The sequence below is a fragment of the Vibrio bathopelagicus genome (assembly GCF_014879975.1).
GTDB lineage: Bacteria > Pseudomonadota > Gammaproteobacteria > Enterobacterales > Vibrionaceae > Vibrio > Vibrio bathopelagicus.
On sequence record NZ_CP062500.1, the window covers coordinates 1665602 to 1683439 of the forward strand.

Annotated in this window: 16 protein-coding genes and 1 pseudogene; 5 read left to right on the plus strand and 12 right to left on the minus strand. The window is 42.7% G+C overall.

Annotation, left to right across the window (positions count from 1 at the left end; genetic code table 11):
• Window positions 1–13: 13 nt before the first annotated feature.
• Window positions 14–1207, minus strand: a complete 1194-nt coding sequence (locus IHV80_RS07260; protein ID WP_192890607.1) for a class I SAM-dependent methyltransferase — start codon at window positions 1205–1207, stop codon at window positions 14–16.
• Window positions 1208–1331: 124 nt separating this feature from the next.
• Window positions 1332–2735 carry a methyl-accepting chemotaxis protein gene (locus IHV80_RS07265; RefSeq protein ID WP_192890608.1) on the minus strand — a complete coding sequence of 468 codons (1404 nt, stop codon included), beginning with the start codon at window positions 2733–2735 and terminating at the stop codon, window positions 1332–1334.
• An 88-nt stretch (window positions 2736–2823) separates the two neighbouring features.
• On the opposite strand from IHV80_RS07265, the gene yccX reads away from it, so the two are divergent.
• The gene (gene yccX / locus IHV80_RS07270; protein WP_192890609.1) at window positions 2824–3111 is read left to right on the plus strand and encodes an acylphosphatase; all 288 of its coding nucleotides are present in this window, start codon (window positions 2824–2826) and stop codon (window positions 3109–3111) included.
• Between the two features lie 47 nt (window positions 3112–3158).
• Here the strand turns inward: yccX and IHV80_RS07275 are convergent, their stop codons facing one another.
• The 6 genes from IHV80_RS07275 to IHV80_RS07300 all read right to left on the minus strand — a co-directional run bounded on the left by IHV80_RS07275 (window position 3159) and on the right by IHV80_RS07300 (window position 8735).
• Window positions 3159–3488, minus strand: coding sequence for a TusE/DsrC/DsvC family sulfur relay protein (locus tag IHV80_RS07275; protein ID WP_004733621.1), 330 nt, complete (start codon window positions 3486–3488; stop codon window positions 3159–3161).
• A 155-nt stretch (window positions 3489–3643) separates the two neighbouring features.
• On the minus strand, window positions 3644–4309 hold the full coding sequence (locus IHV80_RS07280) for a Bax inhibitor-1/YccA family protein (RefSeq protein WP_017110713.1): 666 nt from the start codon (window positions 4307–4309) through the stop codon (window positions 3644–3646).
• A 234-nt stretch (window positions 4310–4543) separates the two neighbouring features.
• Window positions 4544–5308: an amino acid ABC transporter ATP-binding protein gene (locus IHV80_RS07285; RefSeq protein WP_009846639.1), complete on the minus strand. Its 765-nt coding sequence runs from the start codon at window positions 5306–5308 to the stop codon at window positions 4544–4546.
• 22 nt (window positions 5309–5330) lie between these two features.
• Window positions 5331–6428 (minus strand): amino acid ABC transporter permease, encoded by a 1098-nt coding sequence (locus IHV80_RS07290; protein WP_065104242.1) that lies wholly within the window; start codon window positions 6426–6428, stop codon window positions 5331–5333.
• A 1-nt stretch (window position 6429) separates the two neighbouring features.
• Window positions 6430–7635 (minus strand): amino acid ABC transporter permease, encoded by a 1206-nt coding sequence (locus IHV80_RS07295; protein ID WP_102437562.1) that lies wholly within the window; start codon window positions 7633–7635, stop codon window positions 6430–6432.
• A 71-nt stretch (window positions 7636–7706) separates the two neighbouring features.
• Window positions 7707–8735 (minus strand): amino acid ABC transporter substrate-binding protein, encoded by a 1029-nt coding sequence (locus tag IHV80_RS07300; RefSeq protein ID WP_004733634.1) that lies wholly within the window; start codon window positions 8733–8735, stop codon window positions 7707–7709.
• A gap of 481 nt (window positions 8736–9216) precedes the next feature.
• Between IHV80_RS07300 and IHV80_RS07305 the strand changes: the two are divergent.
• Window positions 9217–10156 (plus strand): annotated as a pseudogene (locus tag IHV80_RS07305) (NAD(P)-dependent oxidoreductase).
• 202 nt (window positions 10157–10358) lie between these two features.
• Here IHV80_RS07305 and IHV80_RS07310 read toward each other — a convergent pair.
• Together IHV80_RS07310 and IHV80_RS07315 are read right to left on the minus strand one after the other, a co-directional pair.
• Complete coding sequence (locus tag IHV80_RS07310; RefSeq protein ID WP_004733632.1) at window positions 10359–10841, minus strand: YajQ family cyclic di-GMP-binding protein; 483 nt, start codon at window positions 10839–10841, stop codon at window positions 10359–10361.
• A 12-nt stretch (window positions 10842–10853) separates the two neighbouring features.
• Window positions 10854–11912 (minus strand): 3-deoxy-7-phosphoheptulonate synthase, encoded by a 1059-nt coding sequence (locus IHV80_RS07315; RefSeq protein WP_192890610.1) that lies wholly within the window; start codon window positions 11910–11912, stop codon window positions 10854–10856.
• Window positions 11913–12119: 207 nt separating this feature from the next.
• On the opposite strand from IHV80_RS07315, the gene IHV80_RS07320 reads away from it, so the two are divergent.
• Together IHV80_RS07320 and IHV80_RS07325 are read left to right on the plus strand one after the other, a co-directional pair.
• Complete coding sequence (locus IHV80_RS07320; RefSeq protein WP_192890611.1) at window positions 12120–13007, plus strand: putative PEP-binding protein; 888 nt, start codon at window positions 12120–12122, stop codon at window positions 13005–13007.
• Between the two features lie 135 nt (window positions 13008–13142).
• Window positions 13143–13628: a PaaI family thioesterase gene (locus IHV80_RS07325; protein WP_017082222.1), complete on the plus strand. Its 486-nt coding sequence runs from the start codon at window positions 13143–13145 to the stop codon at window positions 13626–13628.
• An 82-nt stretch (window positions 13629–13710) separates the two neighbouring features.
• Here IHV80_RS07325 and IHV80_RS07330 read toward each other — a convergent pair whose 3' ends face one another.
• Complete coding sequence (locus IHV80_RS07330; RefSeq protein ID WP_192890612.1) at window positions 13711–15066, minus strand: hypothetical protein; 1356 nt, start codon at window positions 15064–15066, stop codon at window positions 13711–13713.
• A gap of 28 nt (window positions 15067–15094) precedes the next feature.
• Here IHV80_RS07330 and IHV80_RS07335 point away from each other — a divergent pair, with 28 nt between their 5' ends.
• The gene (locus tag IHV80_RS07335) at window positions 15095–16003 is read left to right on the plus strand and encodes a CvfB family protein (protein ID WP_192890613.1); all 909 of its coding nucleotides are present in this window, start codon (window positions 15095–15097) and stop codon (window positions 16001–16003) included.
• Window positions 16004–16311: 308 nt separating this feature from the next.
• Here the strand turns inward: IHV80_RS07335 and rsmF are convergent, their stop codons facing one another.
• Complete coding sequence (gene rsmF, locus IHV80_RS07340; RefSeq protein WP_192890614.1) at window positions 16312–17733, minus strand: 16S rRNA (cytosine(1407)-C(5))-methyltransferase RsmF; 1422 nt, start codon at window positions 17731–17733, stop codon at window positions 16312–16314.
• Window positions 17734–17838 lie beyond the last annotated feature (105 nt).

Here is a 17838-nt window from a genome sequence, read left to right on the forward strand (position 1 = left end):
AAAAGTCTATAAGCTAAAGCACCTTACAAGCAAAACCTTTCAGGTAGAAACCTTCTGGGTAAGCGGTATCGATCAAGTGATCGGCAGCTTGCTCGAAGCGTTCAACAAATTTTACTGTTCTGCCTGCATCTAGAGCGGCGTCAGCGATGATTTTTTGGAATAAGTCAGCACCCATCAAACCTGAGCAAGAGTAGGTGAGTAGTGTTCCACCTGGCTTAAGGATTTGCATCGCTAGCATGTTAACGTCTTTATAGCCGTTCGCACCTGATGTTAGGTTGTTCTTGCTTGAAACAAACTTTGGTGGATCCATGATCACAACATCAAACTTAGTGCCTTGATCTCGGTATTCACGAAGTAGTTTGAATACGTCTGCATTTAGGAATACAGCACGCTTTTTCGAGATGTCGAACTCATTCAGTTCAGCGTTGAACTTAGCTGTATCAAGTGCCAGCTGAGATACATCTGCGTTGATTACACGTTTAGCATCACCTTTAAGGGCATACAGACCAAAACCGCCAGTGTATGAGAAACAGTTAAGAACATCTTTGCCTTTAACATACTTCATTGATTCTTTACGGCTATCACGTTGATCCATGTAGAAGCCTGTTTTATGGCCTTCCATGATGTTCACGCTGATCTTCACACCGTTTTCTTCAATGATCACTGACTTAGGTGGTTCTTCCCCATGCAGTACACCGACAGTTTGCTCTAAGCCTTCTTTTTTACGAACTGCTACGTCAGAGCGTTCGTAAATATTGCAATTAGGGAAGCACTCAACTAGGGCTTCAACAATAATGCTCTTGTTGAACTCAGCGCCAGCACTTAGAAGTTGGCAAACTAAGAAGTCTTGGTACTTGTCGATAGTAATACCCGGCAGGCCGTCAGATTCTGCAGCCGTTAAGCGGTATCCGGTCAAACCATCGCGTTCGATAATATCTTCACGTAATGATTGTGCGTCTTTAAATCTTTTGATGAAAAACGCTTTATTGATTTCTTCTTTTTCAAATGTCCAAACACGAGCTCGAATTTGAGAAGCAGGAGAGTAAGCTGCTTTTGCAAGCCACTGACCATTTTGAGCATATACATCTACAGTTTCACCTTGTTGTGGCTCGCCTTCAACTTTATCGATGCCGCGTGAAAATACCCATGGGTGTTTACGGCGTAACGATTTGTCTCGGGCTTTGGCTAGATGAATAGAAGGAGTCATGATTTACTCTGTTGGTTGAAATTTGAAGGAGACGTATTGTCGGGGAAGTGAAATCGAAAAGCAAATAAGAAAGGGCTGCAGAAGCAGCCCAAGTATCGATATTTTAATGTTCAGATCTTAATGCTTAAGCTTTCAGGCCTGTTAGTAAGCCTTCCATGGTGTCGCTCTGCTTGCGCAGCTGATCGACATTGGAATTACTCTTATTTATCATTTCACAAATACTGTCTGATTGATGACGAATTTCTGCAACGCTCTGTGCAATATTATCAGCAACCACACCTTGCTCTTCAGAGGCGGTCGCGATTTGGGTACTGCTGTCAGATATGGATTGATTCTTCTCTGCTAACGAACCGATCTCAACGTTCACTTCCGACATCAACGTTTGACCTTCATTCGCGTTGTTAACAGTCACTTCCATCAGTTTGGTAAGCGATTGGCTGTTACGTTGTAATGATTCAATCATGCTTTGAATTTCAACAGTAGCTTGTTGCGTGCGTCCCGCAAGAGCGCGTACCTCATCAGCAACAACAGCAAAACCACGACCTTGTTCACCAGCTCGAGCAGCTTCGATAGCTGCGTTGAGTGCTAATAGGTTGGTCTGCTCTGAAATACCATTAATGGTCGCCACCACTTCATCGATTTGTGCAGCGTTGGCATCAAGCTCTTCCACCGCTTGTGAAGCTGATTGGATCTCTTGAGATAAGTTAGAGATAGACTCTAGAGTATTAGAAACCTTCAATTGTCCGCTTTGCGCTACACCACGAGCGTCCATTGTTTGAGAGCTAGACTCATGAGCAAGCGTTGCGACTTCACGGATCGTCGCTGCCATTTGTTCCGTTGCACTTGCCAAGCTATTCAGGTGTTCTTGTTGATTACCTGAGATGTCTGAGCTTTGTTGTGTCGATTGATTTAAGTCAGAACTGATTTGCTGCATGAGTGCGACAGACTCTTGAATCGATAACACCATGTTTTGTTCACGTTCTGCTACTTTATCAATAGTAATTGCGATTTCACTGAATTCATCACGAACGAGGAAATAGTTCATACGACATGTGAGATCACCATTCGCTAACGTGCTTAATGCTTTGTTCATAGAGAACATAGCACCGCCAATGAACGTCATGATGTAATAAACGCCCAGCGCGATCAGAGATAGAGTAACGGCAATGATTGAAACTTGAGTCGCTGAGAGCGCTGACCAAAGGTTTTGATCGTGGTTGGCGATTAAGCTGAATGCACCGTTCATGACCGAAACTGAGCCAACACCATAACCTAAGGAGATAGTGTCTGAATTACTAACAAGTTGAGCGACTTGATCCTTAGTGAGTTGGCCTGCTTCGATAAGCCCTTTCATCAAGAGCATTTCTTCTTGATAAAGGTGAGCCAGTAAAGAGTCCGCAGCACTATCTAAAACAAGCGTTAAAATAACCAGGGCGAGAAGAGGTAATAAGAAGAGTAGATAGAACTTTTCTTGGATTTTTAGGTGAATGAGATATTTGTCAATCCAACGAAATGGGATTTCTTTCATAATCGTTATACTCGAAGTAATGCCACCGCCAAACGGTGAATGAATAGAGTCTCAACTATATCATTCATATAATTTATGAGGCAACGTTATGAAAAATTCACAATGTATATTTGTCGTATCAGGCCGAGTTCAATGTGTTGGATTTCGTTATCACACAAGCAGGCAAGCACAAGCCTTGTTGATTTCGGGCTATGCAAAAAATTTAAACGATGGTCGTGTTGAAGTATTAGCGGTTGGGGATTTGGAGCAGATAGAGAAGTTATATGCTTGGTTACAATTAGGGCCGTCTAGTGCCACAGTAGACCAGGTTGTTAAGCATCGAATTAGTGAGGCGGATAAGCGGACTATTTCTGTTGGAGAGTTTAAAATACTGTAGCGCTATTGCTACAGTATTTACAGGTAGCTCTTGTTAGTGGAGATAGTTTATAAACATTTCGCTGGCTTAGGTAAACCCGCTAACTTTGTTGCTTGTTTAGCTGGGCCTTTCTTGAATAATTTAAACAGGTATTTACTGTTACCTTTTTCAGGGCCGTGGGCTTTTTCCATTGCTTTAACGAGCATGCGAACGGCTGGAGAGGTCTTGAATTCTTCGTAAAAGCTTCTTACAAAATGTACGACTTCTAAGTGTGCATCAGTCAGTTCAATCGCTTCGTCTTGAGCCAGAATTTCAATCATACCTTCTTCCCATTGTGTGTAGTCCAATAGGTAGCCTTGAGCGTCGGTTTCAATTTGTTTGCCGTTGTATTCAAACATGTTTAGTCCAGAATCAGTTTAACTCAGTAAATAGGGTACATGACCACGTTTACCTTTCTCAAGAAATATTGTCGTTATCTCTAGGAATATTGCTTCTATAGATACAAAAAAGCCCAAGAGATAGGCTCTTGGGCTCAATTTTTAACGAACTATGATTAGTCGTTGCTGTTCATAATGCCTAAGATACTTAGTAGGCTGATGAAGATGTTGTAGATCGAAACATACAAGCTAATAGTTGCTGAGATGTAGTTCGTTTCACCGCCACGGATGATGCTTTGCGTTGTTAGCAAGATAACACCAGTCGAGAACAGGATAAACATACCGCTCATTGCCAATGATAGTAGAGGCATCTGTAGGAAGATGTTTGCAACCATACCGACTAGCAGCACAACGAAACCAGCCATTAACATACCGTTAAGGAATGAAAGGTCGCGTTTAGTTGTTAGTGCGTAAGCTGATGCTGCCATAAATGCAAGTGCAGTGCCGCCAAGTGCAGTTAGGATGACATCACCCATGCCTGCGCCAACGTACATGTTTAAGATTGGACCAATCGTGTAGCCTAGGAAACCTGTAAATAGGAACGTAAATACAAGACCCATGCCGTTGTCACGGTTCTTTTCTGTTAGGAATAGTAGGCCGTAAAAACCAACCAGCATGATAATAAGACCAGGACGAGGAAGGTTCATCGCCATAGATACGCCTGCTACAACAGCAGACCAAAGTAGTGTCATAGACAGTAGTGCGTATGTGTTACGCAACACTTTATTGGTTTGCAGAGCATTCTCTTGAGTTGCTGTGCGTGAAAACATAGGGCTGTTCATAATCTTCCTCGTAAGGTGACTTCAATAGTTATTAGTACATTTATGGGGCCGAAAGTTCGAAAAATCAAGTCTTTCATTCCATCTGTATACTTAAAATAATAATCAAAATAGTCGTTTAAGTGTTTCTCAAGATGTAACAAATTGTTGCTATTGTTTCACGGTTACAATTTTAAGAAGCTTTAATAACGAAGAGGCGACCGAAGCCGCCCCTGTCTATATCAGTATAGTATCACATTAATGGTGCAAGATTTGACTCAAGAAGTTCTGAGTTCGATCCGATTGTGGGTTCTCGAAGAAATCGACGGGGTTGTTTTCTTCGATAATCTCACCTGCATCCATAAAGATAACGCGGTCGGCAACTTCTTTAGCAAAGCCCATCTCGTGCGTTACACACAACATCGTCATACCTTCTTCTGCTAGTTCGACCATTACATCGAGCACCTCACGTACCATCTCAGGGTCGAGTGCTGATGTAGGCTCATCAAACAGCATGACTTGAGGGTTCATACATAAAGAACGAGCAATAGCCACACGTTGCTGTTGCCCACCAGACAGTTGGCCTGGGAATTTATCCGCTTGCTCTGGTATTTTTACACGCTCGAGGAATTTCATTGCGATGGCTTCGGCTTCTTCTTTTGGCATCTTCTTTACCCAGATTGGTGCTAGGGTGCAGTTTTCCAATACCGTTAGGTGGGGGAACAAGTTGAAGTGCTGGAAACACATACCGACATCGCGGCGAACGGCTTCAATGTTTTTCAGGTCTTCCGTTAGCTCATTACCAGATACAAAGATATGGCCTTTTTGGTGCTCTTCTAGGCGGTTGATACAACGAATCATCGTTGATTTTCCTGAACCTGAAGGGCCACAAATAACGATCTTCTCACCTTTTTTTACTTCCAGGTTGATGTTTTTAAGAACGTGGAACTCACCGTACCACTTGTTCATGTCTTTTAACTCGATCATAAGACCTTGAGAGTTGTTTTCTGTTTGCTGCGTCATAATACGTCCTTGATCTTGTTAATTATCGTTTGTGACCGGTGTGAAGTTTGTTTTCTAGCCAAATCGAGTATCTCGACATGCCAAAACAAAACACCCAGAACACTAACGCGACAAATACATAACTTTCTGTGGAGAAACCAAGCCATTCAGGGTCGGTATTCGCGGCTTGGCCAATCCCTAGTACATCAAACATACCGATAATCAAAACAAGACTGGTATCTTTGAACAAACCAATAAAGGTGTTCACAATTGAAGGGATTGTGATTTTTAGAGCTTGAGGAAGAATGATAAGCCCCGTCTTTTTCCAATAGCTTAACCCTAGGGCGTCAGCCGCTTCGTATTGACCTTTTGGTATTGCTTGTAAACCACCACGGATTACTTCTGCCATGTAAGCTGCACTGAATAGTACAACCCCAACAAGCGCTCTGATCAGCTTATCGGTTTCTGTCCCTTCTGATAGAAAGAGGGGAAGCATTACCGAGGCCATGAAAAGAACCGTAATCAACGGTACACCACGCCAAATTTCGATGTAAACGGTACACATACTGCGGATGATTGGCATCTCTGAACGTCGACCCAGTGCGAGTGCGACACCAATAGGCAGTGATACCACAATACCCACAAGTGCGATGATCAGTGTAACTAGCAATCCTCCCCATTTATGTGTATCGACGACTTCAAGTCCGAAGATACCGCCGTAAAGAAGGCCAGCGATCAAGAAAGGGTAGATGTTTACAAAAAATAACCAAATCCAAGTACGCTTTGGTGTTCTTTCGTATGCCAGTAAAGCAACGAATATCGCTAGCGTGATATAGAATAATCGTGGGCGCCACAGTTCAGCTTCAGGGTAGAAGCCATACATGAATTGATCCCAACGCACGCTAATAAACACCCAACAAGCACCATCACTTGTACAAGCATCTCGTGTTGTTCCTATCCAATCAGCATTAATGAATGCCCAATCTGCTATTGCCCACAATAAAGTGAAAGCGAAATAAGCAAGCACCACAGTGACGACACTGTTAACTGGTCCATTAAATAGATTTTTTCGTAACCAACCGACAGGCCCAACGGTATTCGCTGGAGGCGGAAGATCAGGTTGAAATTGATGTGTACTCATCTTATCTCTCCACCAACGCTACTTTGCGGTTGTATATGTTCATTAGAGCGGATGTTAATAGGCTTAGAGTCAGGTAAACGCCCATTGTCATCGCGATTACTTCGATAGCTTGTCCAGTTTGGTTCAATGTTGTTCCTGCAAATACAGAGACAAGATCGGGATAACCAATGGCCATCGCAAGTGATGAGTTTTTGGTCAGGTTTAGATACTGACTCGTTAATGGTGGGATAATAATTCTTAATGCTTGTGGAATAATCACGAGCTTAAGTGTTCTTGCTCTTGGGATACCCAGAGACATCGCAGCCTCGGTTTGTCCATGGTTTACAGCATTAATACCTGAACGCACAATCTCAGCGATGAATGCAGCTGTGTAGATACTTAAAGCAAGCATCAATGCGGCAAGTTCAGGAATGATGCTAATACCACCTTTGAAGTTAAACCCTTTTAAAACAGGGTATTCAGCAGAGATAGGCATGCCCATTACAAAGTAAGTGACCAGTGGTAAACCGACAATTAATGCTGCAGCGATACGTACCATCGGTGTTTGCTGACCAGTTAATTTCTGCTTGTTGTTAGCCCAGATGTTGATAACAAACGTAGCGATGATACCGGCAATTAGTGATGCGATAACAATGCTGCTGCCTTGCTCCATGACAGGAGCCGGGAAGTACAGACCACGTACATTCAAGAAAATAGCTTCACCAAGGCTCATACTTTGACGAGCGGAAGGCAATGCTTGTAGAACGGCGAAATACCAAAAAAATATTTGTAGAAGAAGAGGGATATTTCGGAATATTTCTATGTAGACAGCCGCAAATCGGCTCACTAGCCAGTTTGAAGAAAGCCTAGCAATACCCATACTGAATCCGAGTACTGTGGCCAACATGATGCCTAGCACAGAAACTAAAGCGGTATTGAGAAGACCAATAAAGAAAGTACGACCGTATGAGAACGTTTCGTCGTATTCAATGAGAGTTAAGCCGATACCAAAACCAGCTTCTTGGGAGAGAAAATCAAAACCAGTGGCGATACCACGGGAGTCTAAGTTAGTGAGTGCATTATTTACAATCGTGTAAAAGAAAGCACAGAGTGCTCCGACAGCGAGAATTTGGAAAATAACTGAGCGAAAAGTGGGGTTGTAAAAAAGGTTGGCACTTTTGGGCTGTGGCTTTGCCTGAGCTGGAGAAATAGTTTCATTAGGTTTCATACTGCTATAACCTCAAATCCATTTAATAAATAGGGCGGAAAAGTCCGCCCTAATTGATGCTTGGAAATTTATTAACGGATAGGTGGAGCGTACATAAAGCCGCCCGCATTCCATAGTGCGTTTACGCCACGAGAGATCTGTAGTGGTGAACCTGTACCAACAGTACGTTCGAAGCTCTCACCGTAGTTACCAACTTGTTTAATTACTTGGTAACCCCAATCGTCACGAATACCTAGGCCTTTACCTTTAGGACCGTCAACGCCAAGAATACGCTTGATGTTTGGATCTTTTGACTTAAGCATTTCATCAGCGTTCTTAGAAGAGATACCGTACTCTTCCGCGTTAATCATCGCTGAAAGCGTCCATTTAGCTACGTTGAACCATTTGTCATCATCTTGACGAACAACAGGACCTAGTGGCTCTTTAGAGATGATTTCAGGAAGTACTTGCGCAGATTTAGGATCGGCTAGGTTCAAGCGAAGTGCATATAGGCCAGATTGGTCTGTTGTAAGAACATCACAACGACCGGCATCAAAACCTTTAGACGTTTGTGCTGCAGTATCAAATACTACTGGTTTGTAAGACATACCACTGTTACGGAAGTAATCAGCTAGGTTAAGTTCAGTCGTTGTACCTGATTGCACACATACTGAAGCGCCATCAAGTTCTTGAGCACTTGTAAGGCCAAGTTCTTTCTTAACCATGAAGCCTTGGCCATCGTAGTAGTTAACACCTACGAAGTTCAGACCTAGAGCTGTGTCACGATGTAGTGTCCATGTTGTGTTACGAGATAGTACATCGATTTCACCCGATTGAAGGGCAGTGAAACGCTCTTTCGCAGTTAAAGGTACATACTTAACTTTAGTCTTGTCACCGAGTACAGCCGCTGCAAGAGCTTGACAATACTCAACATCGATTCCTTCCCATTCACCTTTTGAGTTAGGGTTAGAGAACCCTGGAAGACCTGTACTTACACCACAAGTTAAAAAGCCTTGAGATGTGACTTTGTCCAGAGTGCTTTCTGCCGCTGACGCTGATGTTGCCATCATTGCAGTTGATGCAGCTACTACTGAAGCAAGAAGTGTTAGTTTATTTGTCATTTGTATCCTTCCTTGTTAACCAGGTGACACCTGATACTCGTGCTCATTTGAGTTTTTCTATATGTGTCGCGTTTTCTATGACCTTGTTACTCAAATCAAACTGGTTGCATTATGCAAATGAAACTGTGTGCGATTTAAACAACTGTTTATAAGGTTAGGAAAGGATCTGCATTTTCACAAATGTATAATTTAAAAAGAATTTTGAATGAAATCACAAATCCGAACACAATTAGAATGACCAAATGTTAAGTTAATGTAAATAGTGCAGCGCTTCACACTGTTGGTGCAACGAGATTTAGATTTTTATATTGACAATTGACTAGGTAAATATTCTGAATCAACATCACAATGATGAAACATTAAACTTCAGAAAGATTGAAATTTGGTGAATAAATATTTTTATTGCACTTGGAGAGTTATTAATATGCTCCAAATTTGGTAGCATGGCTGAATAGTTATTGAAGTCATCTCAAGGAAGAACATGCGTTATTTCCCAATGTTTTTAGATGTAGAAAATAAGCCGATCTTAGTGGTGGGCGGGGGCGAGGTTGCTTGCCGAAAAGTAGATAGCTTGTTAAGAGGGGGCGAACGTCACTTTAGTGTCTCCCAAGGTAGAGCCTTACTTAAAGCAGCTTGTTGATGATAATAAAGTCCATTGGGTTCAAAACTTTTACTCTTCACAACTTATCTCGAAAAACTACTTACAAGTGTGGGCAACCACAGACAACCCAAACCTAAATCATCAAGTACATAATGATGCAAAAAAAATGGGTATTCTTGTCAATGTGGTCGACGACTTACCCTATTGTGACTTCATCACTCCCTCAATGATAAATCGCGGAAGAATCCAAATTGCGATCTCAAGTGGCGGTGCATCACCTGTTTTGGTGAGAAATATTAGAGAAAAACTCGAAACCGTGTTACCTCAGAATATTGGTTTGATCGCAGACTTTGGTGCATCAAAACGCAATTCGATTAAAGAGTCTTTTCCTACTGTTGATGAACGCCGCAAATTCTGGGAGCGCTTTTTGTCTTCCAGTTTTATCAATCAAGTAACGGAACGCGAGCAACTGGAAACTTATTATCAGCAATCTTTGGCGGAACCTGTCGATAATAAAGGGCAAGTGACTTGGATTGAATTCGAGCAAGATGTAGAACTTCTCTCAATGAAGGCGCTGCGCTTGATGCAAGAAGCAGAACTCGTACTATCGCCAAAAGAGTGCCCATTTGATTACATTGATTTGTGCCGCAGAGACGCTGAGAGAGAAAGTTTTAGCGATAGTGGCGAGTTATCGACAAAGCTTGAGAAGGCAAGGGCAGAGAACTTACGCGTGTGCGTGTTTATTCCACCAGCAAGCGTTGAGTTCAATCTTTTAGTCGGCCGTGATTTGAAACTGTCTACAGCAAAGGTCATAAGCTAATAAAGTATGTGTCAGTTAACTGCGGCATGTTTAGGTTGGTTCTTGTAAGCTAATTTACGACTTGCGGTAGCACCAAAGATATAAAAAAGCCTCTGCTTTATTGAAGCAGAGGCTTTTTAGTATTTGAAATTCAAAGTGTTAATTCAACCCAACCAACTCTACAAACACATCCATCATTGACGGCTTGTAGTTCTAGAGCGAATTAGTCACGGAAATTGTCAAATTGGAAAGGTTGACCAAGTTCACCGCTACGAACTAGAGCCATAACAGCTTGTAGGTCATCACGCTTTTTACCTGTTACGCGAACTTTGTCGCCTTGGATAGAAGCTTGAACTTTCACTTTGTTGTCTTTAATTAGCTTAACGATTTTCTTCGCAACATCGGTTTCGATACCTTGCTTAAAGATAACCGTTTGGTGCCAAGTGCGACCTGTTTGATCTGCTGCTTTCGCTTCCATCGCGTTAGGATCAACGTTGCGCTTCGTTAAGTTGCTACGAAGAATGTCGCGCATCTGCTTTAGTTGGAAGTCATCTTGCGCTGTCAGTTTTACTGATTCGTCTTTGTAATCGAAGCTAGCTTCAACGCCGCGAAAATCGAAACGAGTCGATAGCTCACGGTTTGCGTTGTCTACAGCGTTACGTAGTTCTACTGCTTCTACTTCAGAGATAATGTCAAATGATGGCATTGTGTTCGTTCCTTAAGCTAAATTTCTATCTTTAATTGCAGTTGCAAGCATGTCTAGCATGGTTGCAGTATCTTCCCAGCTTAGGCAAGGGTCAGTGATTGACTTACCGTATTCTAGGTTATTGATATCCGTCATTGGCTGGTTACCTTCTTTAATGAAGCTTTCTGCCATGATGCCTGCAATTTGGTTCTTGTTAGATTTGATCTGGTCACATATGTTTTGTGCCACTTCTAACTGCTTACGATGCTGCTTTTGGCAGTTTGCGTGGCTAAAGTCTACAACTAAACGTTGAGGTAGATCGAATTCAGCCAGTTGCTTACATGCGTTATCTACAGATTCAGCATCGAAATTCGGGCCTTTATCACCACCACGTAGAATTACGTGACCGTATGGGTTACCAGAAGTACGGTAAACCGTCATACGGCCGTTCTTATCTGGCGAGTAGAAGTAATGTGAAGCATGCGCAGCACGAATTGCATCAATAGCAATTTTGATGTTGCCGTTAGTTGCGTTCTTGAAGCCAACTGGGCAAGACAATGCAGAAGCCATTTCACGGTGAATCTGAGATTCAGTTGTACGAGCGCCGATCGCGCCCCAAGTGATAAGGTCCGCAATGTACTGACCTGTGATCATATCAAGGAATTCAGTCGCGGTAGCTAGGCCAAGCTTGTTGATATCTAGCAGAAGCTTACGAGCTTTGTTCAAGCCTGTTTCAAGTGCGTATGAACCATCAAGGTTAGGATCGGTAATCAAACCCTTCCAGCCTACAACTGTGCGAGGTTTCTCGAAGTAGGTTCTCATTACAACGAACAGTTCATCTTTGTACTGGTCTTGAATCTGACTTAGACGCTCAGCGTAATCAAGTGCCGCATCTGTATCGTGAACAGAGCAAGGACCTACGATAACTAATAGGCGGTTATCACGACCAGTTAAGATATCTTCGATTTGGCGGCGAGAATTTTTAATGCGCTCAGCAACGTCGTCAGTAATAGGGTGTGCATTGCCTAGTTCGGCAGGAGTTGGCATAGGACCCAGAGCTTGGGTTCTCAACTCATCAGTTTTTAATGGCATGTGATAGCTTTTTTATTCTATTGCGAAGTGGTTAAGATAACGGAATTGAACAGAGGAATAAACTCTCTTGAGTCAAAGTTATCTCTGTTATTGCTAATATTCTAATTTTTATCAGCAGGCCAGCGTCAAATAAGGGATTTTCACTTGTATTAACAGGCAGCTATCGGTATTTTCGTTTGAACACAACATAAAAATGCTGGAGCAGCAATGACTCAAGAAAATCAAAGCACTTTGCACCCAGAACTTGTTTTAGGTGATGTGCTGCCTTCTTATAACGATAATAATAATTCCAACCACTTGTACGTTTCCCTGTCTGAATTGGTCATGGATCGTGTGTTCTATCATCCAAGTATTGAAAGCCACTTAGATACGCTGTCTGATATTGAGAAAACCTCTTTAGACGCTATTCTTGGTGATAAAAGTGTTGATGAACATTTTGTTTCAACCTTAGTTGTTGCTATTCAAGCCGCAGTTCAACCAAACCATAATTCGGTTCGTGTTGCATTGAGCAGTGCCGACAGCTATGGGTTCCGCTCTTTACTTGGCGGCAACTGCGAAGTTGAAGAAGTAAACCCGGCACTGGGTGTACGGGGCGTAGCGCGTTATGCGACACCTGAATACAGCAAGGCTTTTGCGCTAGAGTGTCAGGTGATTAAAACTCTGCGTGAACAAGGCATCAACGTTGAAATCGTTGTTCCTTATGTTCGAGCTCTGAGTGATGCCGCGAAAATCATTGATCTGCTAGCTGAGCAAGGTTTACCACGCGGCTTAAATGGCCTAAAAGTGCTCTTCTCGTGTGATGTCCCTTCTGCGGTTCTACTTAGTGAACGACTTCTGCATTACTTTGACGGTGCGGCGGTGAATGTTGATAGTCTGACTCAATTTGCGTTGGGTGTTGATAAGCAGAATGAAGCTCAGCAACATGCGTTTGATCCACAGAATGAAGCTGTGATTACGTTGATTTCTAACATCGTAAAAGCAACTCAACACGCGAAGAAGCCTGTGCTAATCGTGACTCAAGGTTTGGTCGATTACCCAAGGCTCCAGGGTTATATTGCGGATCTGGAAGGTGTTGATACCGTTATTACGGCTTAATCTTCCCTTGTTGCAAGAGTTTGAAAATGAAGAGATATCATGGAGACGTGATATCTCTTTTTTGTAACATTTTTTTGACATCTCTATCGCTAACGGATTAACTGGTCTGATGACTGATTTGATTAGGTAATCCAAATGTTGACCCCTCTACAAAAAGCAAATTTCTATTTGAGCATGTTTGGCTTTTTCAAAGTGCCATTGATCTGGTTGTGTCGCCCAAAGCTGCTCGCACTGGACAACCAACATGTTGAAGTGAAAATTCCTCTTAAAAGGCGAACGAAGAATCACCTTAATAGTATGTATTTTGGTGTGTTGGCCGTTGGTGCTGATGTCGCAGGTGGCTTTCTTGCAATGAGTAAGTCGCAGCAACAAGGTGAAAAAATCTCGCTGGCATTTAAAGAGGTGACGGGCAATTTTTTGAAGCGCCCTGAGGGAGATGTGCATTTTACGTGTAACGATGGAGAGCTAATCAATACCATGTTGGCTGAAACTATGTCGACTGGAGAGCGTGTAAATCAACCTGTAACGATTATCGCGACTTGTCCATCTCTACATGGTGATGAACCGATGGCTGAATTCACGCTAACGCTTTCTATTAAAAAAGTGCCTTCTAGAAAATAGCTAAAAGCTTTGTGGAAGCAGTAAGAAACGGTTAAGGAATGAAAGAGCGGTATATGGATTCTATATCCACATACCGTAAGTACTATGACTCTTGAGTGATCTGCTCAATATCAACGATTTTTGAACGGTTCATTACGATTTTCCAACGGTAATAAGTCGGTTCGTTATCATGATTGTTCTCTTTGATGATCAAGTTCAGCAGGTGTCGTTTTTCTACCGACTCACGACTTACTTGACCTTCATTTAGTCGATATACGTTGTTTGAACCCTTATCCATCAAACGAGTGAGAGCTCTTAGACTGACGGACAATGTTTCACGCGTCTCTTCGTAACCACTCATAAATGTCGATGTCGACATTTCGGTTTGAGAGCGATAATGCAAAATTTGTTCTTCGCGCTGAACAACTCGTTTTTTACGAATCAACTGAATTTTGTCCGCTAACTTAGAGAAATTGGCGTAATCCAACCATTCAAGTTTGTGACCGACTGATTTATTCGTTGTCGGGTCAAAGTAGCGACGCTTCCACTTTGGTTTTCCTTTGCGGAGCCAGCGCCAAAGTATATCCCTTAAATCATCCTTGAAGATTTCACGCAAAGCGTAGATGAATGACATGGACACGATGAAAGACGCGGTAATCTCTCCTAGGAAGTCACGAGCCAATATGACGGTCGTGGTAACCACCACCATAACCAAGCCCGTTGCAATGCCTTTAACGGCTCGCTTCACGTTCTTACCCATTGATGTCGTCTTTTCTTTGAGGACGATAGGGTGCTCAATCAAACGACGCAGCAATCGCATTTTGTTGCTCAAACGAGTGACATCTTCTCGAACCTTGGCCGAGTTATATCGATTAAGCTTGCGGTGGGCGGTTTCTTTATCACAAAGCGTTAATAGGCGTTCTTTGATGGTTGAATACTCACTGCCGCGTGGCATGTGTGAGACCAGTGATAAAAACTTTTGTTCTGTGTACCAAGATAGGTAGTTATCTATATTGGCATAGTAACGTTTAAGGTTTTCTTCATAAGGAATACTTCGGCGCAGTTTCTTTAATATATCGAGAGCCAGCTCGATGACTTCATCAACTTCATCTGCCGTGACATTGTCACTCTCATTTTTATTCAAGCTGCTTACGGCTTTGTCTAACGCGATAACATATTGATAAGCGAACAAACTCAAACTGACACGATATTGCGTGATGGAGAGTCGACCACGTTTTGCTAAACGGCTGTGTACCAGAGGTAGCAGTGTTTTATCACTGTAGTAAGCGCGTTTCTGAGTAATTGAGCTGTAGAAAAATGCGCTTTCAGAAAGGACTTCAGGCGTCAGTCCGAGTTCACCGGGAATGAATAGATAAACGTCCATGTCGAGCTTTTTTGTCTTAGCCATCGCATGGTTAATTTTAAGTGTTATCGCATCTTGTTTATCAACGGTGATCAACGATGTCTCCTAGAATATAAAAATATGAATGAAACTAGCGAAAGCATATCAGAGATCACGTATAATCTCCGCCAAATTTAAAGTAGAGACAACCTTGATGATTAATATTGGTCAAATAAACAACTTAGAAGTAGTAAAACAAGCAGACTTCGGTGTATTCCTTGACGCTAGCGATTATGGAACCGTGTTGCTGCCGAAACGATTTACTCCTGAAGGTGTTGAAATTGGTCAAAAGCTAGATGTTTTCTTATACATTGATTCTGACAACCAGATCGCTGCAACCACTGAAAAACCTATCGCTCAAGTAGGCCAGTTTGGCTTGATGACGGTTGAAGGTGTAAACAGCACCGGTGCATTCATGAGCTGGGGTGTGAAAGGCAAAGATCTTCTGGTTCCTTTCAGCGAGCAGCGTGGCCGTTTGAACGAAGGCCAGTCAATCTTAGTATATGTGTATATCGATAAAGCATCGAGCCGTATTGTTGGTACAACTAAGTTCAACAAATGGTTAGACAACACTCCAGCGACTTATAAGCAAAACGAACAAGTTGATCTTATCATCGCAGAGCGCAGCCAGTTGGGTTACAAAGCGATCGTTAATGGCGAACACTGGGGAATGATTTTCCCATCAGACATTATTGGTAAGCTATTCATTGGTAAATCACTCAAAGGCTACATCAAAAACATTCGTGAAGAAGACGGTAAGATTGACTTGTCTCTTCAAAAAGTCGGTGTTGCGAAGATGGATGACTTGAGCACTAAGATTCTAGATCTGCTTGAGAAGAAAGGCGGCTTTTTACCACTGAACGACAAGTCTTCACCTGAAGCGATTTTCACGGCATTCAGAACCAGTAAAGGTACGTTCAAAAAGACCATCGGTGGTCTGTACAAGTCAGGTAAAATCTCTATTGATAAAGAAGGCATTCGCTTAGCTGAATAAGCGATCCTCTCGGTCAAAAAAAAGCCCAAACCTTCCTGTTTGGGCTTAGGGGAAAGGGCTCCGAAGAGCCTACACTAATCGTTGTAATTCTTTGTCTGATAGACTGAAGTCTAGTTTAAATTTCGCCACATGCGATTTTCTATAACGCAAATAGTGACTTGAATTGATATTTATGTAATTAAGTGTTGATTCGACATTATTTTTAATCGCACTGAGTTATCTGATATGAATAGAAAAAGCCCAAACAATTTTCGTTGTTTGGGCTTTTTGTTTATTCGCATGTTTTAAGCAGTTAAGCATAAGCACAATTAGAACAGGTTCTTATCACGTACTAGTTCTCGCGGTAAACCGTTCTTCACTCGGTTGCCAACCCACTTACCAAGGCCAATGATCGCGCCGTTGTATTTAACCAGCACTTCGCCTTTACCTGACAAGCCTTCTGGGCGAACATCTCGTCCCATGAACCACTCACGCGCGTCTTCAATGTTAAGCTCTACAACGTTGGCTTCGTTGCCCGTCGCGAGTGTTGTCGCTACCTGATGCTGCCAGCGGTAGCCTTTTTTATGAGTCTCAGCGATCTTAATGCCCATACGAGAGAAACGGAACTCGCCAATCATCGGCTCTAGTGCTTCAGGGAATAGCCAAACGTCTTTGTCTCGAATCCATACCTGAGTGTCACTTGGTAATTCGATATCTAGTGCGCTTAGAAGTTGTTCAGCGACTTCTTGTTGCGCTTTCTTATTGGCTTTTTCAAATGGGAATTTACCCAAACGTTTTTTCACTTCTGGTGGTGTCACAGAAGCGAGTTTACGGATACGTGCAACGAAGAAACCTTCCGAGTCATAAACCTGCGGGAAGATGTGAAGAAAGCCTTCCTCGGTCGTCGTCGCTTTTGCATTGTCGAACAAGTTTTCTAAAGATTCGAACTCAACTGCATCACCAAAGGTCTCTTTTAGATGGTGACACACTTGTTGGTTCTCTTCGGTACTTAGCGTACACGTTGAGTAAACCAGCACGCCGTTAGGTTTGAGAGCGTGAAAAGCACTTTCAATCAGATCTTTTTGAGTGTCAGCAATATCGACCACAGACTGATACGTCCAGTTTTTCATCGCGTCAGCGTCTTTACGAATTGTACCTTCGCCAGAGCAGGGTGCGTCTAACAGTACGGCATCGAATTGCTCTGGCAGCCAACCGCCGAAGACTCTGCCATCAAAGTTACTCAGTGCTGCATTACGCACGCCACAGCGCTCTATGTTAGCGTGAAGGACTTTCACTCGGCTTGCTGCGTATTCATTAGCAACCAGTACGCCACGGTTATCCATTAAGGCCGCTATTTGAGTCGTTTTCGACCCTGGCGCAGCAGCGGTGTCTAACACGGCTTGATAATTCTCTTCACTTTGGAATAGAGCTGACGGTGGCATCATAGAGCTGGCTTCTTGAATGTAGAATAGGCCAGACATGTGCTCCGCTGTATTGCCTAAAGGCGCTTCACTTTCATCTGTAGTGATCCAAAAACCCGTTTCACACCAAGGTACTGGTTCCAGTTCCCAACCTTTGTCTTTCGCGCGTACGAGGAAGTCATCAACACTGATCTTCAGTGTGTTCACTCGAATACTTTTACGAAGTGGCTTTTGACAAGAAGCGACAAACGAAGCCATATCTAGATGGCTTGGCATGATGCCTTCAATATGAGTCAGGAATTCTTCTGGGATATATACGTTAGCGTGCAAAAGGGTATCTCGATTTATAGCGTTAATGCGCGCAGTTTAAAGCAAAATGAGATTGTCCTAAACCAAATTTGCTTTAAACAATAAAAATGCAGCCGTTTGGCTGCA